The organism is Streptomyces lincolnensis (genome assembly GCF_021173675.1).
In the GTDB taxonomy this organism is placed as follows: domain Bacteria; phylum Actinomycetota; class Actinomycetes; order Streptomycetales; family Streptomycetaceae; genus Streptomyces; species Streptomyces lincolnensis_B.
In genome coordinates this window covers 257821-278686 of record NZ_JAIHON010000008.1, presented here as the reverse complement: position 1 = coordinate 278686, position 20866 = coordinate 257821, and the positions used below count along the sequence as shown (strand labels likewise).

Here is a 20866-nt window from a genome sequence, read left to right as displayed (position 1 = left end):
CCCCGCGCAGTTCCCCGCGCAGTTCCCCGCGCAGTTCCCCGCGCAGTTCCCCGCGCAGTTCCCCGCGCAGTTCCCCGCGCAGTTCCCCGCGCAGTTCCCCGCGCAGTTCCCCGCGCAGTTCCCCGCGCAGTTCCCCGCGCCCCTGAAAGGCCGGGGCCGCGCCCCGTGCCTCCAGGGGCGCGGGGCCGTATCGACCTGCGGCTCCGCCGCGTGGGCGCGACCAGCCATGACGGACCCGCACCCCGGCCACCCAGCGCGCCCGGCAGACGAGACTCCGACTACCCCACGAACGCTCCGTACTCGTCCAACGCCCGCAATACTTCCGCCTCCCCCGCCGGAGGCAACTGCGCCACGACCTCCTCGATGCCGAGGTCGGCGTAGTGGGCGAGCTTGCCGGGGCTCGGAAACACGGCGTACGGCACCACCTGGAGCGCGGCCGGATCCCGCCCCGCCTCGGCCCACACACCCCGCAGGACCGGCAGCGAGTCGGACAGCCCGCGCCCGCCGATGGGCAGCCACCCGTCGGCGTACTCGCTGATCTGGGCGAAGAGCTTCGGCCCCGCGGCTCCGCCGATCAGTGTGCGCGGACCCACGACCGGTCCGCGCGGCTTCTGCGCGGGCTTGGGATACGCGGCGCTGGCCCGGACGCTCCCGAACTCGCCCTCGTACGCGGTGGGCTCCTCCGCCCACAGGGCCCGCATCAGGGCCATCCGGTCCCGGACCAGCTCCCGCCGACTGCGCCACTCCACGCCGTGGTCGGCGGCCTCCTCCACGTTCCAGCCGAAGCCGAGGCCGAGCGTGAAGCGGCCGCCGCTGAGGTGGTCCAGGGTCGCGACCTGCTTGGCGAGGTCGATCGGGTCGTGCTGGGCGACGAGCGTGATGCCGGTGCCGAGGCCGAGCCGTTCGGTGACCGCGGCGGCCTGGCCGAGCGCCACGAAGGGGTCGAGGGTACGGCCGTACTCGGGCGGCAGGTCGCCGCCCGCCGGGTACGGCGTGGTCCGCTCGACCGGGATGTGCGTGTGCTCGGGCAGATAGAGACCGGCGAACCCGCGCTCCTCCAGCTCACGGGCGAGCCGGGTCGGGGTGATCGTCTCGTCGGTGAGGAAGATCGTCACGGAGATACGCATGGTCCATCTGTACCGGGGACGGGGACGGATGTCCATACCGACCGGTCGGTAACACTGCTTGGTGTGGCATCGGACCCGGCGTCCGACTCCCGCCCCTCCCCTCACCGTTCCCGCCAATTTCCCCACCGTTGTGGACAGTTCACGCCCACGGGGAACACTGCTCCCCATGTGTGACGACGACGCGAGACCCGAATCGGCCCTGGGAAGACGCACACTGTTCGTGACGAGTGCCGCCGCCGCGCTTACGTTGGGAAGCGTGAGCTTCGCTTCAGCGGCAGACGCGGGCGACCCGGCCGACGGGAGCCAGGAGACGAGGACGCTCCGGGGCACCCTGCCCACCGGCTCCCCCGACTTCGTGTACGTACCCGTCGAGATCCCCGCCGCCGTGCGGGAGATCAGGGTCGCGTACACCTACGACCGGCCCACCGTCCCCGCGGGCACGGCCGGCAACGCCCTCGACATCGGCATCTTCGACGAGCGCGGCACCGACCTGGGCGGCCGGGGCTTCCGCGGCTGGTCCGGCGGGGCCCGCACGGAGTTCTTCGTCCGGGCCGACGACGCGACACCCGGCTACATCCCGGGCCCGGTGCGCGAGGGCACCTGGCACATCGCGCTCGGCCCCTACACCGTCGCCCCGCAGGGACTGTCGTACGAGATCACCGTGACGCTCATCTACGGCGAGCCGGGCGAGGTCGTGCCCCCGAAGTACCCGCCGTCCCGGGCCAAGGGACGGGGCCGGGCCTGGTACCGCGGCGACTGCCATCTGCACTCCTGGTACTCCGACGGCCGCCGCACCCCGGCGGAGATCGCGGCGCTCGCGCGGGCGGCGGGCCTGGACTTCATCAACTCCTCGGAGCACAACACGCACGCGGCCCACCCGCACTGGGCGGACCTGGCCGGCGACGACCTGCTGATCATGCTGGGCGAGGAGATCACCACCCGCAACGGCCATGTGGTCGCCCTCGGCACCGACCCCGGCACCTTCGTCGACTGGCGCTACCGGGCCCGCGACAACCGTTTCGGCCGCTTCGCCCGCCAGATCCGCCGCGCCGGCGGCCTGGTCGTCCCGGCCCATCCGCACGCCACCTGCATCGGCTGCAACTGGAAGTTCGGCTTCGGCGAGGCGGACGCGGTCGAGGTGTGGAACGGGCCCTACACACCCGACGACGAGGTGGCGCTGGCGGACTGGGACGGCATGCTGGTCGCGTCCGTGCGGGAGGGTCGTGACGGCCGGGGCTGGATCCCGGCGATGGGCAGCAGCGACGCCCACCGGGACCCGGACGCGGTGGGTTCCCCGCAGACGGTGGTGCTGGCCGACGACCTGACCCGCGAGGCGATCCAGGAGGGCATCCGGGCGGGCCGGTCGTACGTCGCCGAGTCCAAGAACGTGTCGGTGTCCTTCACCGCGACCGCCGGACCCGGTCAACACGCGGACATCGGCGGCCGGTTGGAGGTCGCCCCCGACACCCCGGTCACCGTCCGCGCGGAGGTGACGGGCGCGCCGCGGTGCGTGGTCCGGTTCGTCACCGACCAGGGCGTGCTGTTCACGAGCCCGCCGCTGCCGGTCTCGGGGGCGGGGGTCGTGGAGTGGCGTACGACGCCGTCCTACGCGGCCTATGTGCGCGCGGAGTTGCGGCACGACACGGCGGCGGGGCCGCTGCCGGGGGCGTTGGCGGCGTTCACCAATCCCATCTTCCTGGCCCCGTAGATCAATCCCATCTTCCTGGCCCTGCAGGTGATGACGCATCAGTACGTGAAAGTTCAAGGAAAATTGGGAAGGACGGGCGCGATCGCCCCTTGTCACCCACCCATGCGCCGCAAACTGACCTCGTGAAAACGATTTTCTGTAGCACGGGCGCATATGGCCACACTTATCCGCTCATCCCCTTGGCTCTCGCCGCGCACGACGCCGGCCACGACGTCCTGTTCGCCACGGCCGACCCCTTCGACACCGAGCTCAAGGCTTTCGGGCTGAAGACCGCGAGGGTGGGCCTGAGGATTGCCGACGCCTTGGACCTCGAACCCGGCGGTCACCTGGACTTCGACGCGATCGCACGCATGTTCGCCGAGACGCTCCCGCGCGCCGTCCTGGACGATCTGGGCCCGTTGCTCGCCGAGACGAAGCCCGATCTCGTCGTGCACGAGGCGGCCTGCGTGGGGGCGTTCTTCGCCGCGAAGCTGGCCGGTGTCCCGGGGGTCTGCCATGGCTTCGGGAAGGTCGACGGCTTTGTGACGACCGACCCCGCCGCGCCGGCCACGACCGACCTCCTCGCGGCCTTCGCCGACACCATCGGAGTTCCGTACGAGGGCTTGGCCATGGGCGGCGGTGGCGACCCCTACCTCGACATCTGCCCACCCGTGCTCCAGACCCCGGAACTGCTCGCCGCACCGAACCGCATTCCCCTGCGCCCGGTCGCGGTGAACGCCGAGGACGAGGAGCTGCCCGCCTTCGTACGCGAACGGAGGCAGGAACGGCCGTTGGTGTACCTCACGCTGGGGACCGTCTTCGCCGGCCTCGCGCAGGAGGTGCTGGCCGGTGCCGTCGAGGGCGTGGCCGCCCTCGACGTGGACCTGCTGGTGGCCACCGGCCCGGCCCTTGATCCGGCCGCGCTGGGTACCGTGCCGGACAACGTCCGCCTTGAGGCGTGGGTGCCGCAGTCCCGCCTGCTGCCCCACGTCGACCTCGTCGTGCACCACGGAGGAAGCGGCACCACGCTCGCCGGCCTGGCCGCCGGGCGCCCCCACCTCGTCCTGCCCCAGGGCGCCGACCAGCTCGCCAACGCCCATGCCGTCACCAACGCGGGAGCGGGCGACTGGCTCAGCGGCGAGGAGTTCGGCCCGGGCGCGGTGACCGCGAAGGTGCGCTCACTGCTCGCCGACGACAGTGTGCGCGGGGCCGCCCGGAGGGTGGCGGCGGACATCGCGGCGATGCCGTCGCCGGAGGACACGGTGCAGCGGCTGGTGCGGATCGCCGACGGGGCCAGGTCTTGACCTGGGCCTTGGGCTTGGGCTTGACCTGGGCCTAGGCGCGGCCGCGGGCGCGGGCGTCGCGGCGCAGGCCGATCAGTTCGGTGACCGTGTCCAGCCAGCGGGCGGTGCGGTCGGCGCGGGTGTCCCGGTCCTGGCCGGGGGCGGCCTGCGCGGCCGTCTCCAGCCAGTCCCGCAGATGCGCGGACGCCTCGCGAGAGGGCAGCGGCTCCGGCAGACCGGCGGAGTAGGCCAGCCCGCCGGCCCGGACGATCTCCGCCACGAAGTGCACCGACCGCGGCACGACACCGAGCCGGTCCAGCGTCACGGCCGCGGCGACGGCACCGTCCCCGAACAGGGCCGTACGGAAGGCGTCCTGGGTGAGGCCGTAGCGCAGCAGGACAGGGATGTCGGTGGCGGCGAGAAGCTCGTCGTCGGTGCGGGTGGCGGGGGTGGGGTCGGGTGACATGAGGGCCTCGTTCAGGGTCCGGTGCGCCGCGGTCAGCGGACGGTGATCTCGTACACGAAGTACTCCACGCGGTCGTCCGGCGCACCGGTGGCCGTGGGGACGGGGCTCGCGGCGGGGGCGCCGCTGGGCGCGGGCGAGGCGGTGACCTCGTCGGCGCCGTGACAGAAGCCGTTCGGACAGTGCAGCAGCTTCACGGTGGCCCGGCCCGCCTTCACACCGGTGAAGTCGAAGTACTCCATGCCGTCGTCACCGGCGTCGGTGTCCTCCCGCTTGCCTCCGTGATCGAGGACGCCCGGGTCCGGCTTCGGGTCGGCGAGATACCAGTTCTCGCCCATGGCCGAACTGGCCGGGACCTCCAGGGTGAAGTCCTGGCCGACGTCGATGGTGATGGTCCGCTGCGAGGTGCCATAGGCGGTGGAGCCGGAGTCCGAGGAACCGCAGGCGGTCAGGGCGAGGGCGGTCAGCGCGAGGGGCAGCGCGGCCACGACGGTCATCCGGCTCACTGCGGTGGGAGTACGCAAGGTCAGTCCTGCTCGATGTAGACGCGGTTGACGCTGTCGATGCCCCTCAGTTCAGTAGTCGGAGAGGGCCGAGGGACGCTCGGCGTACGTCGGCATGGTGGTGAGGTGACGGGCACCGGCCGGAGTGGGGGAGGTCGTCAAGGAGCCGTTCCCGGTCTCCACGGCGGCCGCCCGCGTCGAGACGAGCCCGTCGCTGCCCGCGTACGCCCCCTTCGCGAGGTGCACCTTGTCCGCGAGCTCGTGCAGGGCGTCCCGCAGGGTGCGGGTCTCCGCCTCCCACGCGGCCGCGTACGCGTTGAAGGCCGCGGCGGAGTCCTCACCGCCGAGCGCGTCCTGCGTGTAACACGCCACCGGCGCCACGGCCGCACGGATCTTCTCCGCGTCGTCCCCACAGCCGTCCAACTCCTTGGCCGGCCCCGACATCCTCGCCGTCGCTACCTGATAACCCTGCCCAGCGGCCATCGCCGTCCCCCGTACCCGTTCCCGTCCCACCGAACCGTCAACTCGCCTGCCCCCAACGGCAAACGACGAGCAAAGCGATCAAGCCGACGGGAGGCTAACACGCGCCATGGTGGCCGGATCCTGTGGATCGTGTGGTGTGCACAGGGCTCGCACATCGTCAGCCCCATCAGGTGCCACGACGTACGACAGTCCCCCGCCGTTGGAGCCGACGACCAGAGCCCAACCAGGCGGGCGACAGCAGACGTTCGCCGGTCTCCGGCGCGCCGCTCACCGTGACCTCCTCCGGCCCGCCTCGATCGTGAATACGGCGGTCAGGCAGATGGCCGCCACGGCCATCGAGCCGTAGAAGGCGCCGTTGAGGAGTGGGCTGTTCGCGCCCTCCGTCGTGCCGTCCGGGTGGGTGCAGGACTTCTCGAAGGGGAAGGTGGCGGTGTGCGGGCCGGCGCAGCGGTTGTGCAGGTCGTCGTCGAGTACGTGCGCCTTGACCCAGGAGAGTCCCCAGACGAGGAGGAAGATCCCGACGGAGGCGCACGCGGCTCCCCACAGCCGGTTCAGGCGGGCGTCGCGCGCGGCGGCTCCTGTCATGCGGCGGAGCGTACCCGGCCCAGGCCCTGGCGGATCGCGGTCTCCACGGGTGAGTACGCGCCGTCGGCCCGCTCCAGTTCGTACGGCGTGGCCGGGAGCAACGGCGGCTGGGCCATGAAGCGGGGGCGCGTCCCGTGGTGTGGCTGTGCCGAGTGCACCAGGAAGGGGTGGCAGAGGAAGACGTCGCCCGGGGATCCGGTGGCGAGGGCGAGTGGCCGGTGGTCGGAGGCGGCGACCAGATCGGGCGCGAGGGTCAGGCCGCTCGCCCCGTCCTCCCCGTACTTCTCCAGCACCTTCGGCACGTCGAGGTGTGAGCCGACCCGGATCCGGGTCGGGGCGTCCTCCTCGCCGACCTCGGTGAAGAGGTACAGCATCAGCAGCGCCCGGCCCCGGGAGCGCAGGTTGGTGAAGTACCAGGTCTCGCCCTCCGGCAGATAGCTCCCCTCGATGTGCCAGCCCGCGTCGTCCGGCTCCTCCTCGTGCGGGAAGCGCAGCGGGAACGTGCCGAGCGAGTAGCGCGGCTCCCAGCGCCCCGCGCCGACGAGCAGGTCGTACGCGTGGTGCAGGGCCGGTGAGTTGGGCGCGGCGGCGAAGGGCCCCTGCGCCATGCCGGGCACCCAGTGCACGGGCCGCGTCCACGTCGCCGGGTCGTCCGGGTCGCAGCCCGTCTCCCGCCACAGCAGCCGCGCGCAGTCCGCGGCCACGCGGGGCGCGACGGCGCCCTCCAGCTTCACGAAGCCGTCGCGGAGGAAACGGGATACCAGGGTCGTGTCGTCCATGCCCCCATCGTGCGGCGGCACGGACCCCGGCCACCCGACATTCCCGGCACGGCCTTTGTCGGGTGGGGCGCCGGTTCCCCCCTCGGCCCCCTCCCCGTTCCTGTGACGGTCAGCGCGAGTTGAGAGGTGACCTGCCATGGATACGGGTCAGTCGGTCGTGTCGGCTCTCGCGGGCGGCCGGGACCGGTGGTTCCTGTGTCCCGGAGGGAGCGAACACGATCAGATACGCCTCCAGGGCCGGGGCTCTCTCGGTATCCGCGCCCGGAGCCGCGGCGTCGAACCGCTCGCGGGAGTCCGAGCGGCCTTGGGCCCACACCCGCACGTCATACGTCCGGGACGGATCCAGCTCGATCGCCGGCGCCCCCGGGACGGCCTGCCGCCCGAACACGCCGACGGCTTCACCGGCACTCCCCGCCAGGCCGTTCATCGTGTCGAACGCCGCCATACGGCCCGCGTGGACAGGCCGGTACGCCACCGAGGCGAGTAGCTCCCACCCGTCCCCCGGCGCCTGGTCGTGCCGGCTGCTCAAGGCCAGGACAACGGGCGCGGTGTGCACCTGCACGCGTGATCTCACGATGATGCAACCAGGGATGGCGACGACCGCTTCGCTCGTCCGGAAGTCCAAGTCCGGTCCGTCATCCCTCTGTTCGAAGCCTGGTTCCCACAACTCCCCGACACGGAAGTGGCTGTACTCGATGCGGACGGCGCCGGCTCGGCTGATGTGCGGCATGCCCAGAGGTTGGCAGGAAGAGCCGTACCGCGCACGCCAAGAAGGCGACGCCTGCGTCCACCTGAAGGGGGCGCCCTGACATCTGTCAGGGACCGGAGGGCCCCGGCGGCCTTCTAGGTTGCGGTGCGCACCGCCTCTGTCGGTCCATCCACCGCTCCCCCCACAGACACAGGAGGAACCGAACCCATGCGTACCAAGAGCTCACTCCTCGGCGCGGTCGGCACCATGACCCTCATGCTGGCCTCGGTCTTCGCGTCCGGCACGGCCCAGGCGGCGTCGTCCGGCGCCTCCGCGGTCGCCCCGACCATCTCACCGGCGGCCGACTCTCGGCTGGTGCCCGACGGCAGCCACATCACCTGCGACACGGGGAACTTCTGCGCCGGGGTCTGGGACCCGACGGTCAACCAGTGGCGGGTCTTCTTCCTCTACCACTGCAACCGCTACTACCTCTCGAACTGGCAGGGCACGGGCGAGGTCATGAACAGCCAGACCGACAACGCCCAGGCCACCACCTACGGCCAGAGCGGCAACGTGATCCAGACCTTCCCGGTCAGCACCGACGCGCCCGACGTGGACTGGGACCCGGTCTGGTCGATCCGCAACTGCTGAACCTTCAGGGAGCCGGTGGGCTACTCGTCGCTGTCGAAGGCGATGTGCAGGTGGTCCCTGTGCACCCGGTCCGAGAAGTACGTCCCGCCGCCCCTGCCCAGCAGCCGCGGGCCGCCCACCCGGTACGCCCCCGCCCTGGCCGCCGCGCGCATGAAGCCGTCGATCAGGGCGTCGGGGGTGGTGGGGTCGATCACCGTACGGCCGTTCACGGCCCAGACGTCGAAGGCACGCATGCGGGTGTGGTCGCTGAGACGGCCGGTGCCGAAGACGTTCCGCGGGTGGCCGGTGCGGACGACGCTGACGTCGATGTCGTAGGACTCGGCGAGGGTGAGCAGGGCCCGCAGGGGGGCGGGGCGGAGGTGGCCCGCGCGGACGTCGGCCTCGGCGGCGGGCGGGAGGTGGATGCGGTCGTGGGTGACGGTCCGCCGGATCAGAGGGCCGGGACGGGCGAGGGGGCGTCCGGGGCAGGAGGGGAGGAGGTCCCGGACCTGCCAGCCGGAGGGCGCGCGGGTCAGGCGTACGTCGACCGTGGCGCCGCCGTCCACGACGGAACCGTCGGCCGCCCGCCGCCACTGCCGCAGCGGAACCAGGACGCTGGCGCGGTCCCCGGCGAGGCCGCCGTACTGGGCGGCGATGACCCGGACCGTGGCCTCGGGGGCGGGGGTGAGCAGCGGGGCGGCCCGGGAGACGAGGTGCGCCGCCCGGGCGGGCGGTACGTCCTGGGCCCGGGCCCGCTGCCTGGCAGGGCCGGGTCCCCGCTGTCCCCGGGGCCAGGTGCCGAGTGCCTCCAGGAGCCGTACCGCCGACGCCTTCGCCAGTGGTTCGACCTCCGTGCGGGCGAGGGGCCACGGGGAGGCGGTGGGGAGCGGGGGCTCCGGGGGGATGGTGGGGGTCGCGGGAGGCGCGGGGGGCGTGGAGGATGCCCCCGAGCCCGGTGAGCCCGGTGTGTGCGCGGGCGTGCGCCGCGTCGACGCGGCGGTGCCCGCCGTCGTTCCCGGCTCCCCGCCGCCGTCCGACGTGCAGCCGGCACCGCCGAGTCCGGCCGCGCCGAACCCGGCGGCGGCGGTGGCGGCCAACAGCAGCGTGCGTCTGGCTGGTTCGGTCACGCCTCCAGGGTCGCGCCGGGGGCGCCGCGGCTGTCAAGGAGGGGCTGGGGCACCATCGACAGCAGCACCCTCACCCGATCACGACCGCCGCGCACGCCCCAGGCTCGCACCCCGAGCACACATCCAGGAGGCCCGCCCATGCCCCGCCGAGCCGAGCAGAAGTACCGGATCGTCACGGCCTTCCAGCGCCGCCTCAATCCCCTCATGCGCCGCCTGCCCCTCCAGACCGTGCTGGAGACCACGGGCCGTACGTCGGGGCTGCCGCGCCGGACGCCGCTGGGCGGGCGGCGGGTGGGGGACTCCTTCTGGCTGGTCTCGGAGTTCGGCGAGCGGTCCCAGTACGTCCGCAACATCAAGGCCGATCCGAGGGTGCGGGTGCGCGTCAACGGGCGGTGGCACACCGGTACGGCCCATCTGCTCCCCGACGACGACCCGGTCGCCCGTCTGCGCACCCTGCCCCGCTTCAACAGCACGGCGGTACGGGCCATAGGGGCGGACCTGCTGACCGTACGGGTGGATCTGGACACCGGCCGCCCCTGACGCCGGGCTCAGGACGCCCGCGCCCACACCTCCCCCACCATCTCGGCCACGACCCCCGGCACCCGCAGCGTCGGCAGATGGTCGCAGTCCGCGGACCGGACCAGGCGGCAGTCGGGCAGCGCCTGCGCCATCTCCTCGTTGCAGCGGATCGTGCGGAGCTGGTCCTGCTCGCCGAGGAGGAGGGCGCTGGGCATGGACAGTTCGCCGAGGCGCGGGAAGGCGGGCGGGTCCTCGGCAACATGGCCGTAGGTGGTGAACCAGGCCGGGATCGCGGCTCGGATCAGGGTCGCGGCCTCGGTGTCGGGGGGTGTGCCCGCGGCGGCCCAGAGACGCAGGGAGAGGGCGAGGAGGCCGTCCATGTCGCCCGCCTGAGCCAACTCGGCGATCCGCCCGGTCAGTTCCTTGTCCTCCAGGTCGGGGTAGCCGGTGATGCCCGGCACCAGCAGGACCAGTCCGGCGATCCGCCCGGGCTCGTTCAGCGCCCCGCTGACCGCCGTCGCCCCGCCCATGCTCGTCCCGACGAGCACGGCCCGCCCGACCCCGAAGTGGTCCAGGACCGTCTTCAGGTCCCCGGCTGCGGTGTACGACACCGTCGGCGCCGGCGACCGCCCGAACCCCCGGGCGTCGTACCGGATGACCCGCCGCCCCTCGGCCAGCGCCGGCAGCACCGGCTCCCACACCCGCGAATCGGCGACCCCGGGATGCAGCAGGACCAGCGGCACCCCTTCGCCACCCGTGTCGTCCGCCCAGACCTCGCCGCCCTCGACGCGCACCATGGTTTCCATACGCCGAACTCTGCCCGACCACCCACCCGGACACCAGGAAGCGGTCGGCCAAGCCAAGCCCTCCGTCCGACGGCCAAGCCCTACGTCCGGCGACCGGCCCCAAGCCCGTCCCCGCCCTCGGCGGCCGCTCCCTCACCCCGGCCACACGATCGCCTGCACCTCGCTGTACGCGTGCAGCGCGTACGAGCCGACGTCCCGCCCCACGCCGCTCTTCTTGAAGCCGCCGAAGGGGGCCTCCATGTTGCGGCCGACGGTGTTGACGCCGACTCCGCCGGCCCGCAGCCGCCGGGCGACGCGGAAGGCGCGGGCGACGTCGGCGGACCAGACGTAGTCGATGAGGCCGTAGTCGGTGTCGTCGGCGAGGGCGACGCCCTCCTCCTCGTCGTCGAAGGGGAGGACGCAGACGACGGGGCCGAAGATCTCCTCGCGGGTGACCCGCATGTCGGGGGTGCAGTCGGCGAGGAGGGTCGGGGCGACGTAGAAGCCCCTCTCCAGGGGCGGGCGTTCGCCTCCCGCCACCACCGCCGCTCCCTCCTTGCGGCCCAGTTCGACGTACGACTCCACGCGGTCCCGGTGGGCCGCCGAGATGACCGGGCCGACCACCGTGCCGGGGGCCGAGGGATCGCCCACCTTCAACCGGCCCGCGTAGGCGGCCAGTTGCTCCACCACGCGGTCGTACACGCCCCGCTGGGCCAGCACCCGGGTCGGGGCCGTGCAGATCTGGCCGCTGTAGAAGGAGAAGGTGGTGCCGATGCCAGCGACGGCCGAGCCGAGGTCGGCGTCGTCGAAGACGATCGCGGTGCCCTTGCCGCCCAGTTCCATCAGCTGGCGCTTGATCGCGCGCCCGCACACCTCGCCGATGCGCTGTCCGACGGCCGTGGAGCCGGTGAAGCTGACCATGTCGACGTCGGGCGAGTCGACGGCCGCCGCGCCGACCGCCACCGACCGGCCGCTGACGACGTTCACGACCCCGGGCGGCGCCCCGGCCGCCTCCAGCGCCTCGGCCATGCGGTAGACGGACAGCGGGTCCTGCGGGGCGGGCTTCACGACGACCGTGTTGCCCATGGCCAGGGCGGGGGCGACCTTGCCGGCCGGGTTGGCCCAGGGATTGTTGTAGGAGGTGACGCAGGTGACGACGCCGACGGGCTGGCGGACGGCGAGCGCCCCCATCACGGCCGCCTTCCCCATGGGTCCGGCCTCGTTGATCTGCGGCGGGATCGCCCACTCGGCGGGTTCGACGCGGGCGTAGCGCTGGAAGCGGGCGGCGGCGACCCCGACCTGCAGGGACCGCGCGGTGCCGGTGGTCGCGCCGGTCTCCGCGCGGGCGAGGTCGGCGTACTCCACGAACCGCGCCCGGATGAGTTCGGCGGCCCGCGCGAGGACGGCCGCCCGCTCCTCCGGTGTCGTCCGCGACCACGGCCCGAAGGCCTCGCGGGCCGCGGCGCAGGCCGCGTGCACCTGATCCCGCGAGGCCTCCGGCGCCCACCCGACGGTCCGTTCGGTCGCCGGGTCGATCACCTCGTAGTGGCCGCCGTCCGGCTCCACCCAGGAGCCGCCGACGAACAGCCGCTGCCCGTCGGTCACTTGGCCGCCATCGGCCACTTGACCGCCATCAGCCACTTGGTCACCACCGGTCACTTGGTCGCCACCGTCCGGGTGTCACGCCCCGAGCGCAGCACCTTGCCCGGCACGGCCCCGCTCACGACGTCGTCGCGGATCGCCTCGACGCCGTTGACCCACACGGCCCGGATCCCGATGGCCTTGGAGTCCAGCCGCGGGCTGTCTCCCGGCAGGTCGTGCACCAGGGTGGCCGTGCCCGCGGCGATCCGTTCCGGGTCGAAGAGGACCAGGTCCGCATGGAAACCCTCCCGGATCCGGCCGCGCTCACGCAGCCCGAACAGCCGCGCGGGGTCGTCGGTCAGCATCTTCACGGCCTGCTCCAGGCTCGCCAGCCGCCGCCCGCGCAGACAGTCGCCGATGAAGCGGGTGGTGTACGGCGCTCCGCACATCCGGTCCAGGTGCGCGCCCGCGTCGGAACCGCCGAGCAGGACGTCCTCGTGCTGCCAGGCCTCGGCGCGCATCGACCAGGACGCCGGGTCGTTGTCGGTCGGCATCGGCCACAGAACCGTCCGCATCCCGTCGGCCGCGCAGATCTCCACCAGGCACTCGAACGGCTCCTGGCCGCGTTCGGCCGCGACGTCCGCCACGACCCGCCCGCTCAGGCCCCGGTTCGCCTCGCTGTAGGTGTCCCCGATGACGTACCGCCCGAAGTTCGTCAGCCGCCGGAAGACCCCGGCCTCCTTGGACCCGGCCCGCTCCAGCATCCCGGCGCGTACGTCCGGATCGCGCAGCTTCTCGATCCGCTCCGGGATCGGCAGCCCGAGGACCGGCCCCCACCCGGGGATCAGGTTCAGCGCGCAGAAGGTCCCCAGCGACATGTTCATCGGCGTCAGGATCGGCATCGTCAGCGCGACGACCCTGCCGCCCGCCTTCCGGGCCCGCTCGCTCGCCAGCAACTGCCGGGGCACGCGCTCCGGGACGGAGGAGTCGATCGTCAGGACGTTCCAGTTCAGGGGCCGTCCCGCCGCCGCGCTCATCTCCACGAACAGCTCGATCTCCGCGTCGCTGAACTGGTCGAGACACCCCGCGACGATCGCCTCGATCTGCGTCCCCTCGTGCTCCCCCACGGCCCGCGACATCGCCAGCAGCTCGGCGGGCAGCGCGTGCCGCGACGCCACCGGCTTCCCGTCACCGTCGGAGTGCGTGGACGACTGCGTCGTGGAGAACCCCCAGGCCCCGGCATCCATCGCCTCGTGCAACAGCCGCAGCATCGCGTCCAGTTGCTCCCCGCTCGGTTGCCCCCCGACCGCCTCCGCCCCCATCACGTACCGCCGCAACGCGCAATGCCCCACCATGAAGCCCGCGTTGACCGCGATCCGCCCCTCCAGCGCGTCCAGATACTCCCCGAACGAACTCCAGCTCCACGGCGCCCCCTCCTCCAGCGCCACCAGCGACATCCCCTCCACCTTCGACATCATCCGACGCGTGTAGTCGGCGTCCTCGGGACGGTCCGGGTGCAGCGGCGCGAGCGTGAACCCACAGTTCCCGGCCGCGACGGTGGTCACTCCGTGGTTGAGGGAGGGCGTGGCGTAGGGATCCCAGAACAGCTGGGCGTCGTAGTGCGTGTGCGGGTCCACAAACCCGGGCGCGAGCACGAGCCCGTGGGCGTCCTCGGTGGTCCGGCTGTCCCCGGTGACCGACCCGATGACGGCTATACGTCCGTCACGGATCCCGACATCGGCGGTGTAGGCGGGCGCGCCCGTGCCATCGACAACGGTCGCCCCTTTGATGACGTGATCGAACATGAGCGTTGCCTCCTCGAATACGGGACGGGCATCCCCACCCAGGGGCGCGGGGCTGTATCGATATGCGGCTCCGCCGCGTGGGCGCGACCAGCCACAACGCACCCGCACCCGCCATCGCTCCTCAGCCAGCCGCCCGGAACCGCGTAGTCCTGTGCACAGGATCCGTATCGATCTTCGGAATCACGTGCTCCCCCACCAACCGAATCGTCTGCAACGTCTCGGTCTTCGGCACCCCCACCGGCAACCCGAAACTGATCTGATCCGCCCCCGCCTGCTCCCACCGCTTGCACTGCCGCAGCACCTCGTCCGGATCCCCGCAGATCAGCAGCTCCTCCTGGATCATCAGCTCGATGAACTCCTCGGTGTACGGAGGCAGCGTCTCCGGCCACACGGGGAACCCCTCGGGCCGCGGAAACGTGTCGTGGTACCGGAACACCAGCGAGGGCAGATAGTGCAGCCCGCCGGCGACGGCGATCCGCACGGCCTCCTCGTGCGTCGGCGCACAGATGGCCGTGGTCGTCACCATCACGTTGTCGTTGACGAAGTCCCCCACCGGCTCCGCGTCCACGATCGCCGTCTTGTACTGCTCCAGGACCCACTCCATGTCGGAGACCTTCTGCACGCTGAAGCCGAGCACGCCGAGCCCCTTGCGCGCGGCCATGGCGTACGAGGGCGGCGACCCGGCGGCGTACCACATGGCCGGGTGGGACTTCCCGTACGGCTTGGGCAGCACCTTGCGTGGCGGCAGGGACCAGTGTTTGCCCTGGAAGCCCTCGTACTCGTCCTGGAGCCACATCTTGGGGAACTCGGCGATGGTCTCCTCCCAGATCTCCTTGGTGTGGTTCATGTCGGTGATGCCCGGCAGGAACCCGAGGATCTCGTGGGAGCCGGCGCCCCGCCCGCTGCCGAACTCGAAGCGGCCCTCGCTGAGGTGGTCCAGCATGGCCACCTTCTCGGCGACCTTCACGGGGTGGTTGACCTGGGCGAGGGGGTTGAAGATGCCGGAGCCGAGGTGGATCCGTTCGGTCGCGTGCGCGAGGTAGCCGAGGAAGACGTCGCTGGCGGAGAGGTGGGAGTACTCCTCCAGGAAGTGGTGCTCGGAGGCCCAGGCGTACTTGAATCCGGACCGGTCCGCCTGGATGACGTACTCGGTCTCCTCCATCAGCGCCTTGTGCTCGGCGAGCGGGTCGGTCTCGCGGCGCTTGCCGACGTATCCCTGTACAAAGAGCCCGAATTCCAAGGAGGTTCACCGTCCCCAGTCGTTTCTGACGAACCGTCAGATAGGTGCTGCCGCCGACTGTGGCACCGGCCGCATACACCGTCAATAGCTGACGGACAGTCAGCCGGGCTCCCGGCCGATACCTCAGCCCACAGAGACCCCCGCCAGCCACCCCCCGTCGATCACGAACGGCTGCCCGGTGATGTAGGAGGAGTCCGCGCAGCTGAGGAAGAGCGCGAGCCGGGCGACCTCCTCCGGCTTCCCGATCCGCCCGAGCGGGACGACCTTGCGGTAGAAGCGGTCGAGCCCCCGGGAGGCCGCCTCGCCGTCCACGTCGGGATCGAGGAGTGCCGGGTTGGACATCGCGGTGTCGATGGCGCCGGGGCACATCGCGTTGACCCGGATGCCGCGCCGGGCCAGCTCCAGGGCGGCGACCCGGGTGAGGCCGAGGACCGCGTGCTTGGTGGCGGCGTAGGCGCCCACGCCCGCCATGCCGGTCATCCCGGTGTACGAGGCGGTGTTGACGATCGTGCCGCCGTCGGACATCACCGGCGCCACGGTCCGGATGCCGAGGAAGCAGCCGACCTGGTTGACCTCGACGATCCCCATGAACTCGTCGAGGGGGGTGTCGACGAGGGTGTTGAAGCGGAGGACGCCGGCGTTGTTGACGAGCCCGTCGAGGTGGCCGTACGTGTCGACGGCGGCCCGTACCGCGGCCTGCCAGTCCCCCTCCCGCCGCACGTCGAGGGAGACGTACAACGCCCCGAGTTCGTCGGCGAGTTCCTTTCCCTGCTCGTCCAGCACGTCCGCCACGACGACCTCGGCGCCCTCCTCACGGAACAGCCGGACCTCCTGTTCCCCCTGCCCGCGTGCCGCGCCGGTGACGAGGACGACACGTCCGTCCAGCTTGCCCATGCGAACCCCCTCGGGATCGGTGGATACGGGCATCGTAGCGCCGAAACTGACGGTCCGTCAGGTGACCGAGGAGTAGGGATATTTGACTCTGTCTATACCGTCACGTGACCTCAATAATCACGCCCATGGCCAAGCGCAAATTACGCAACAGAAAAGTCAGGCTCGTGGCGATCGGGGCGGCACTCGCCACCGGAGGTGCCGTCGTCACCCTTCTCCCGTCCGCGAACGCGGCGGAGGAGAAGACGCCCGAGCAGATCATGTCGATGTGTCACCGGTCCGCCGTGATCAACGGCCAGCAGCGGTCGGTGCGTGATTTCAACGCCAGTTTCGGTGACGGTTTCGCCGCCGACAACTGCGACTTCGTGGAGACGAACTTCGAGACCTTCGACGGCCCCGCCGAGAAGTCCTCCATCGACTTCCCCAACTGCGAGCCGAACGCCACCGAACCGGCCAAGGTCTCGGTCACCTGGTCGGCGACGGTCGCCCAGGGCAAGGGGAAGTACACCGTGACCCAGCAGGGCGGCGGCGCGGGGATCTTCGGCTTCCTCAGCGGGTCCTGGCTCAAGCACAAGGGCACTCTCGACATGACGGTCGCGTCGGTGACCGCGGGCGACACGGAACAGCGGGAGGTGCCGGTCGGCAAGGTCCTCCACATGGAGTTCACGCCGAAGATCCAGCGCATGACCGGCGAATGGCGCGTACGGATCGACGCCAACCCGGGCAGCTTCGCGGTGAACCCCTCCCCGGAGCAGAACTTCGTGGCGCCCGAGGTCGTCGAGGGCCCGGTGATCCTGCCCGGCGCCGCGGGCGCCCCGGGCATCGCGGACGGCACGTCCAGGGCCGTCCTGACCGACTGCTGACCCCACCCCCCGCCCAGCACCCCCACATCACAGGAGACACCCATGCCGAGAAGGCATCGGAGCAAGAAGAAGCGCCTCACCCTCGTCCTGGCCCCGCTCGCGGCCGCCGCCGTGGCCGTGCCGCTGATGAACCAGGCGGGCGCCGCGACCCCCGACGAGGTGACCGCGGACTGCGCGGCGGACGCCGACACGCTGGAGAACTGCGAGTTCGTCGACGTCCAGTTCAAGCGGAACAGCCTCGGCCCGAACCAGCGGGTCTCCGCGGTGACCGACAACTGCGGTACGACGGGCACCGCGTCGAAGACGTTCAACGTGAGCACGTCCGTCACCAGGACCATCCAGCTGGAGGACGGGTTCACCGCCGCCGCGGACACCAAGATCGGCAACTCGGTCTTCGAGATCGGCGTCAAGTTCAACACGTCGGAGATCAACATCACGCGTGACGACAAGACGACGGCCCTGCAGTTCAGCCGTACGGACACCGTGCAGGCGGACAGCATCGGCTTCTTCATGTGGTCCGCCAAGCGCACCGACGTGAGCGGATTCCTCAGGGCCACCTACAAGGAGGAGCAGAACGGCCAGAAGGTCTTCTTCTCCCCGAGCGAGGGCGCCACGAGCGTGCACGTCTTCTATCCGCAGATCCTGAAGAACGGAACGCCCGACGGGCGGCTGTGGCTGCGGAATGTGAAGTGCGGCACTCCTGAGGCATCCGGCCTCCGGAATTCCACGCGTGCTCTCAGGTCCGAGCCGGGATTCGGCGCGGGCGGCGGGAACGTCACCGACGTGGAAATACCGCTGACGGAGATTCCGTCGTCATAAGTCCCCAGTCCCCAGTCCCCCGGACAAGTCCCCCGACCTGATTTTCAGGTGCGAAGCACGGGCGCGGCTCCCAGCCATCGCAGGACCGCGTCCGTGCTTCCGCGTGCGTCGAGCTTGGCGTAGATGTTGCTGAGGTTGTTGCGCACGGTCTTCTCGCTCAGCCTGAGGCGCAGCCCGATCTCCTGGGCGCCGAGGCCGGTCGACAGCAGCTCCATGATCTGCCGTTCGCGCGGGGAGAGCAGCCCGCGCAGCCGCTCCATCGCCTCGCCGCCCGCGGTCAGGTGCCGGGCTCCCTCCCGCAGGGCGGCGCAGGCCGTCGGGGAGAGATAGGTGTGCCCGACGGTGGCGCCGAGCACGGCCGAGGAGAGCATGCAGGTGCAGTAGTCGCCCGCGACGAGGTACCCGGCGCCGTCGCGGAACACCTCGACGATCGTCTCGGTGTCCCGGCGCGGGCTGACGACGATCACCGGGACGCCGGTGCTCTCCAACTGCCGTAGCGCGTGCGTGGGTTCGTCGCAGTGCAGGACGACGACGTCCACGCTCGCGGGGACCCGGAAGGGCGGGGTCAGGCGCACGGCCCGGCCCACGTGCGGATCGTCCGGGGCCGGCCAGTCGTCGTGCGGCCACTCACCCTCCGCGCAGGCGAGAGCGACACGGACTCGCTCGACCGGGGTTCGCTGGGAGGATCGCACGTCACGTGTCCTTCCGCCGGAGCTGTCACGTCCGTACGTCCGTACATACGCGACCCGGCGTGGACATGTTCAAATCTTCAAGAGCTGTGGGCCCACCTGCTCCCCGAACGCCGCGATCTGGTCCGTGAGTTCGGTACGGCTCCGGCTGCGGAAGCGCACCTGGATCTGGTCCACACCCATCGCGGAGTACGCCCGCAGCGACTCGGCGAGTTCCCCGGGGCTCCCGGCGAGGGTCCGCCGGCCGACCTCCCACCCGGGCTCCCCGACGTACAGCGGTTCGGCGATCGCGCCGACCGTGAGGGGCTCCTCGATCCCCGCCTCCGCCCGCAGCCGTTTCAGCGTGGCGATCTGCGCGGGCAGCCGGTCCCGCGGATCCCCCTGCGGCAGCCAGCCGTCCCCCTTGAGCGCGGCACGGCGTACGGCGGCGGGGGACGATCCGCCGACCCACACGGGGACGCGCTCCTGGGCGGGCCGGGGCCGCTGGGCGAGGCCCTCGAAGTCGTAGAGCTTGCCGTGGTGTTCGGGGAACTCCTCGGGCCCGAGGGCGGCCCGCAGCGCGTCGACCGACTCGTCCAGCACGGCCCCGCGCCGCTCGAAGCCGACGCCCAGCGCCTCGAACTCCTCCCGTACGTGCCCGGCCCCGACCCCGAGGATCAGCCGCCCCCCGCTGAGGTGGTCGAGCGTGGCGTACTGCTTCGCGGTCAGCAGGGGGTGCCGCAGCCCCACCACCGCCACATGGCTGAGCAGCCGGACCCGCTCGGTCACCCCCGCGAGGAAGGCGAGGGTGGCCACGGGGTCGTACCAGACCGTCCCCATCGCGGCCGCGAGACGGCGCGGAATCGCCACATGGTCGCAGCTCGCCACGTACGCGAACCCGGCCCGGTCGGCCGCACGGGCGATCTCGACAAGATCGACGGGTCCCGCGGCGGCCTCCCAGGGTTCGGCGTAGAGCGTGCTCTGGGACTGGACGGGGAGCTGGATGCCGTACGCCAGGCTCACCGCGGCCCGTCCCAGAGGCCGTCCTTGGTGAGCCCCAGCAGCTCGATCGCGTTCCCCCGCACGATCCGTTCCACGACGTCCGGGGCGAGGTGGCCCATCTGGGCCTCGCCGACCTCGCGGGACTTGGGCCAGGTGGAGTCGGAGTGGGGGTAGTCGGTCTCGTAGAGGACGTTGCCGACGCCGATGGAGTCGAGGCTGCGCAGGCCGAAGGCGTCGTCGAAGAAGCAGCCGTAGACGTGCTCGGCGAAGAGTTCGGACGGGGGCCGGTGGACCTTGTCGGCGACGCCGCCCCAGCCGCGGTTCTCCTCCCAGACGACGTCGGCGCGCTCCAGGATGTACGGGATCCAGCCGATCTGGCCTTCCGCGTACATGACCTTGAGGTTGGGGAAGCGCTCGAACTTGCCGCTCATCAGCCAGTCGACCATCGAGAAGCAGCAGTTGGCGAAGGTGATGGTGGAGCCGACGGCGGGCGGGGCGTCGGCGGAGGTGGAGGGCATGCGGCTGGAGGAGCCGATGTGCATGGCGACCACCGTGCCGGTCTCGTCGCAGGCGGCGAGGAAGGGGTCCCAGTCGTCGGTGTGGACGGAGGGCAGGCCGAGGTGCGGGGGGATCTCCGAGAAGGCGACGGCACGGGCCCCGCGGGCGGCGTTGCGGCGGACCTCGGCGGCGGCGAGTTCGGCGTCCCACAGGGGGATGAGCGGGAGGGGTATGAGCCGTCCCCGCGCGTCGGGGCCGCACCACTCCTCCAGCATCCAGTCGTTGTAGGCCTGGACGCAGAGCAGGCCCAGTTCGTGGTCCTGGGCCTCGGTGAAGGTCTGGCCGCAGAAGCGCGGGAAGGTGGGGAAGCAGAGCGCGGACTGTACGTGGTTGACGTCCATGTCGGCGAGGCGGGCGGGCACGTCGTAGGAGCCGGGCCGCATCTGCTCGTAGGTGATGATCTCCAGCCTGATCTCGTCCCTGCTGTAGCCGACCGCCGTGTCGAGGCGGGTGAGGGGCCGGTGCAGGTTCTCGTAGACCCACCAGTCGCCGATGGGGCCGTCGTCGCCGGGGGCGCCCATCACGGGCCGGAACCGGCCACCGAGGAAGGACATCTCCTTCAGCGGCGCGCGGACTATGCGCGGACCGGTGTCCAGGTACCTCTTCGGGAGCCGGTCCTGCCACACGGTGGCGGGCTCCACGGTGTGGTCGTCGACGGAGATGATCAGGGGGAAGGTCGCGTCGTTCGCCGTGCCGGTCTGCGTACCGGTCTGCGTGCCGGTCTCGATGCCGGTCTCGATGCTGGTCTCCATGGCGCTCACGGTAGCGCCGATCTGACGA

At 71.6% G+C, this 20866-nt stretch carries 23 protein-coding genes; 6 read left to right on the top strand and 17 right to left on the bottom strand.

Annotated elements, in window-relative coordinates:
* Nucleotides 1-241, bottom strand: a 241-nt coding sequence (locus tag K4B79_RS25065; protein ID WP_232029152.1) for a hypothetical protein, incomplete at its 3' end; no start/stop codon positions are given.
* Nucleotides 242-278: 37 nt separating this feature from the next.
* A complete protein-coding gene (locus tag K4B79_RS25060) occupies nt 279-1127 on the bottom strand; it encodes an LLM class F420-dependent oxidoreductase (RefSeq protein WP_232029151.1) in 849 nt (282 codons plus the stop codon).
* Between the two features lie 166 nt (nt 1128-1293).
* On the opposite strand from K4B79_RS25060, the gene K4B79_RS25055 reads away from it, so the two are divergent.
* Together K4B79_RS25055 and K4B79_RS25050 are read left to right on the top strand one after the other, a co-directional pair.
* The gene (locus K4B79_RS25055) at nt 1294-2835 is read left to right on the top strand and encodes a CehA/McbA family metallohydrolase (protein WP_232029150.1); all 1542 of its coding nucleotides are present in this window, start codon (nt 1294-1296) and stop codon (nt 2833-2835) included.
* A gap of 179 nt (nt 2836-3014) precedes the next feature.
* Nucleotides 3015-4118: a glycosyltransferase gene (locus K4B79_RS25050; RefSeq protein WP_232029149.1), complete on the top strand. Its 1104-nt coding sequence runs from the start codon at nt 3015-3017 to the stop codon at nt 4116-4118.
* Nucleotides 4119-4149: 31 nt separating this feature from the next.
* Here K4B79_RS25050 and K4B79_RS25045 read toward each other — a convergent pair whose 3' ends face one another.
* The 6 genes from K4B79_RS25045 to K4B79_RS25020 form a co-directional block, all read right to left on the bottom strand.
* Nucleotides 4150-4563 carry a hypothetical protein gene (locus K4B79_RS25045; RefSeq protein ID WP_232029148.1) on the bottom strand — a complete coding sequence of 138 codons (414 nt, stop codon included), beginning with the start codon at nt 4561-4563 and terminating at the stop codon, nt 4150-4152.
* 32 nt (nt 4564-4595) lie between these two features.
* Nucleotides 4596-5084, bottom strand: coding sequence for a protease inhibitor I42 family protein (locus tag K4B79_RS25040; protein WP_232029147.1), 489 nt, complete (start codon nt 5082-5084; stop codon nt 4596-4598).
* A 51-nt stretch (nt 5085-5135) separates the two neighbouring features.
* Nucleotides 5136-5507 (bottom strand): hypothetical protein, encoded by a 372-nt coding sequence (locus tag K4B79_RS25035; protein ID WP_232029146.1) that lies wholly within the window; start codon nt 5505-5507, stop codon nt 5136-5138.
* 306 nt (nt 5508-5813) lie between these two features.
* The gene (locus K4B79_RS25030; protein WP_232029145.1) at nt 5814-6131 is read right to left on the bottom strand and encodes a hypothetical protein; all 318 of its coding nucleotides are present in this window, start codon (nt 6129-6131) and stop codon (nt 5814-5816) included.
* Nucleotides 6128-6910, bottom strand: a complete 783-nt coding sequence (locus K4B79_RS25025; RefSeq protein ID WP_232029144.1) for a phytanoyl-CoA dioxygenase family protein — start codon at nt 6908-6910, stop codon at nt 6128-6130. The genes K4B79_RS25030 and K4B79_RS25025 overlap by 4 nt, the downstream gene beginning before the upstream one ends.
* Before the next feature lie 109 nt (nt 6911-7019).
* Nucleotides 7020-7484 carry a hypothetical protein gene (locus K4B79_RS25020; protein WP_232029143.1) on the bottom strand — a complete coding sequence of 155 codons (465 nt, stop codon included), beginning with the start codon at nt 7482-7484 and terminating at the stop codon, nt 7020-7022.
* Between the two features lie 342 nt (nt 7485-7826).
* Between K4B79_RS25020 and K4B79_RS25015 the strand changes: the two genes are divergently transcribed.
* Nucleotides 7827-8249 carry a hypothetical protein gene (locus K4B79_RS25015; protein ID WP_232029142.1) on the top strand — a complete coding sequence of 141 codons (423 nt, stop codon included), beginning with the start codon at nt 7827-7829 and terminating at the stop codon, nt 8247-8249.
* Nucleotides 8250-8269: 20 nt separating this feature from the next.
* Here the strand turns inward: K4B79_RS25015 and K4B79_RS25010 are convergent, their stop codons facing one another.
* Nucleotides 8270-9355, bottom strand: a complete 1086-nt coding sequence (locus K4B79_RS25010) for a hypothetical protein (protein ID WP_232029141.1) — start codon at nt 9353-9355, stop codon at nt 8270-8272.
* Between the two features lie 138 nt (nt 9356-9493).
* Here K4B79_RS25010 and K4B79_RS25005 point away from each other — a divergent pair, with 138 nt between their 5' ends.
* Nucleotides 9494-9895, top strand: coding sequence for a nitroreductase/quinone reductase family protein (locus K4B79_RS25005; RefSeq protein WP_232029140.1), 402 nt, complete (start codon nt 9494-9496; stop codon nt 9893-9895).
* Between the two features lie 8 nt (nt 9896-9903).
* On the opposite strand, the gene K4B79_RS25000 is transcribed toward K4B79_RS25005, so the two are convergent.
* From K4B79_RS25000 to K4B79_RS24980, 5 genes are all read right to left on the bottom strand, one after another.
* Nucleotides 9904-10680, bottom strand: coding sequence for an alpha/beta fold hydrolase (locus tag K4B79_RS25000; protein WP_232029139.1), 777 nt, complete (start codon nt 10678-10680; stop codon nt 9904-9906).
* A 132-nt stretch (nt 10681-10812) separates the two neighbouring features.
* Entirely contained in the window at nt 10813-12264 is a 1452-nt protein-coding gene (locus K4B79_RS24995) for an aldehyde dehydrogenase family protein (protein ID WP_232029138.1), read from the bottom strand.
* A gap of 50 nt (nt 12265-12314) precedes the next feature.
* Nucleotides 12315-14045 carry an N-acyl-D-amino-acid deacylase family protein gene (locus K4B79_RS24990; RefSeq protein WP_232029137.1) on the bottom strand — a complete coding sequence of 577 codons (1731 nt, stop codon included), beginning with the start codon at nt 14043-14045 and terminating at the stop codon, nt 12315-12317.
* A 121-nt stretch (nt 14046-14166) separates the two neighbouring features.
* Nucleotides 14167-15285 (bottom strand): LLM class flavin-dependent oxidoreductase, encoded by a 1119-nt coding sequence (locus tag K4B79_RS24985; protein WP_232029136.1) that lies wholly within the window; start codon nt 15283-15285, stop codon nt 14167-14169.
* A gap of 123 nt (nt 15286-15408) precedes the next feature.
* The gene (locus tag K4B79_RS24980) at nt 15409-16179 is read right to left on the bottom strand and encodes an SDR family NAD(P)-dependent oxidoreductase (protein WP_232029135.1); all 771 of its coding nucleotides are present in this window, start codon (nt 16177-16179) and stop codon (nt 15409-15411) included.
* Nucleotides 16180-16304: 125 nt separating this feature from the next.
* Between K4B79_RS24980 and K4B79_RS24975 the strand changes: the two genes are divergently transcribed.
* Together K4B79_RS24975 and K4B79_RS24970 are read left to right on the top strand one after the other, a co-directional pair.
* Complete coding sequence (locus K4B79_RS24975) at nt 16305-17039, top strand: hypothetical protein (protein WP_232029134.1); 735 nt, start codon at nt 16305-16307, stop codon at nt 17037-17039.
* A gap of 42 nt (nt 17040-17081) precedes the next feature.
* A complete protein-coding gene (locus K4B79_RS24970; protein ID WP_232029133.1) occupies nt 17082-17858 on the top strand; it encodes a hypothetical protein in 777 nt (258 codons plus the stop codon).
* 44 nt (nt 17859-17902) lie between these two features.
* On the opposite strand, the gene K4B79_RS24965 is transcribed toward K4B79_RS24970, so the two are convergent.
* The 3 genes from K4B79_RS24965 to K4B79_RS24955 form a co-directional block, all read right to left on the bottom strand.
* Nucleotides 17903-18550: a response regulator transcription factor gene (locus K4B79_RS24965; RefSeq protein WP_232029132.1), complete on the bottom strand. Its 648-nt coding sequence runs from the start codon at nt 18548-18550 to the stop codon at nt 17903-17905.
* Between the two features lie 69 nt (nt 18551-18619).
* The gene (locus tag K4B79_RS24960; RefSeq protein ID WP_232029419.1) at nt 18620-19564 is read right to left on the bottom strand and encodes an LLM class F420-dependent oxidoreductase; all 945 of its coding nucleotides are present in this window, start codon (nt 19562-19564) and stop codon (nt 18620-18622) included.
* The gene (locus tag K4B79_RS24955) at nt 19546-20838 is read right to left on the bottom strand and encodes an amidohydrolase family protein (RefSeq protein WP_232029131.1); all 1293 of its coding nucleotides are present in this window, start codon (nt 20836-20838) and stop codon (nt 19546-19548) included. Before K4B79_RS24955 ends, K4B79_RS24960 begins: the two co-directional genes overlap by 19 nt.
* Nucleotides 20839-20866: the final 28 nt, after the last annotated feature.

Coding starts and splice junctions, on each gene's coding strand:
- K4B79_RS24975 (WP_232029134.1), top strand. CDS start 16,305: ATGGCCAAGCGCAAATTACGCAACAGAAAAGTCAGGCTCGTGGCGATC.
- K4B79_RS24970 (WP_232029133.1), top strand. CDS start 17,082: ATGCCGAGAAGGCATCGGAGCAAGAAGAAGCGCCTCACCCTCGTCCTG.
- K4B79_RS25055 (WP_232029150.1), top strand. CDS start 1,294: ATGTGTGACGACGACGCGAGACCCGAATCGGCCCTGGGAAGACGCACA.
- K4B79_RS24955 (WP_232029131.1), bottom strand. CDS start 20,838: ATGGAGACCAGCATCGAGACCGGCATCGAGACCGGCACGCAGACCGGT.
- K4B79_RS24980 (WP_232029135.1), bottom strand. CDS start 16,179: ATGGGCAAGCTGGACGGACGTGTCGTCCTCGTCACCGGCGCGGCACGC.
- K4B79_RS25045 (WP_232029148.1), bottom strand. CDS start 4,563: ATGTCACCCGACCCCACCCCCGCCACCCGCACCGACGACGAGCTTCTC.
- K4B79_RS24990 (WP_232029137.1), bottom strand. CDS start 14,045: ATGTTCGATCACGTCATCAAAGGGGCGACCGTTGTCGATGGCACGGGC.
- K4B79_RS25015 (WP_232029142.1), top strand. CDS start 7,827: ATGCGTACCAAGAGCTCACTCCTCGGCGCGGTCGGCACCATGACCCTC.
- K4B79_RS25005 (WP_232029140.1), top strand. CDS start 9,494: ATGCCCCGCCGAGCCGAGCAGAAGTACCGGATCGTCACGGCCTTCCAG.
- K4B79_RS25060 (WP_232029151.1), bottom strand. CDS start 1,127: ATGCGTATCTCCGTGACGATCTTCCTCACCGACGAGACGATCACCCCG.
- K4B79_RS25025 (WP_232029144.1), bottom strand. CDS start 6,910: ATGGACGACACGACCCTGGTATCCCGTTTCCTCCGCGACGGCTTCGTG.
- K4B79_RS25035 (WP_232029146.1), bottom strand. CDS start 5,507: ATGTCGGGGCCGGCCAAGGAGTTGGACGGCTGTGGGGACGACGCGGAG.
- K4B79_RS25030 (WP_232029145.1), bottom strand. CDS start 6,131: ATGACAGGAGCCGCCGCGCGCGACGCCCGCCTGAACCGGCTGTGGGGA.
- K4B79_RS25000 (WP_232029139.1), bottom strand. CDS start 10,680: ATGGAAACCATGGTGCGCGTCGAGGGCGGCGAGGTCTGGGCGGACGAC.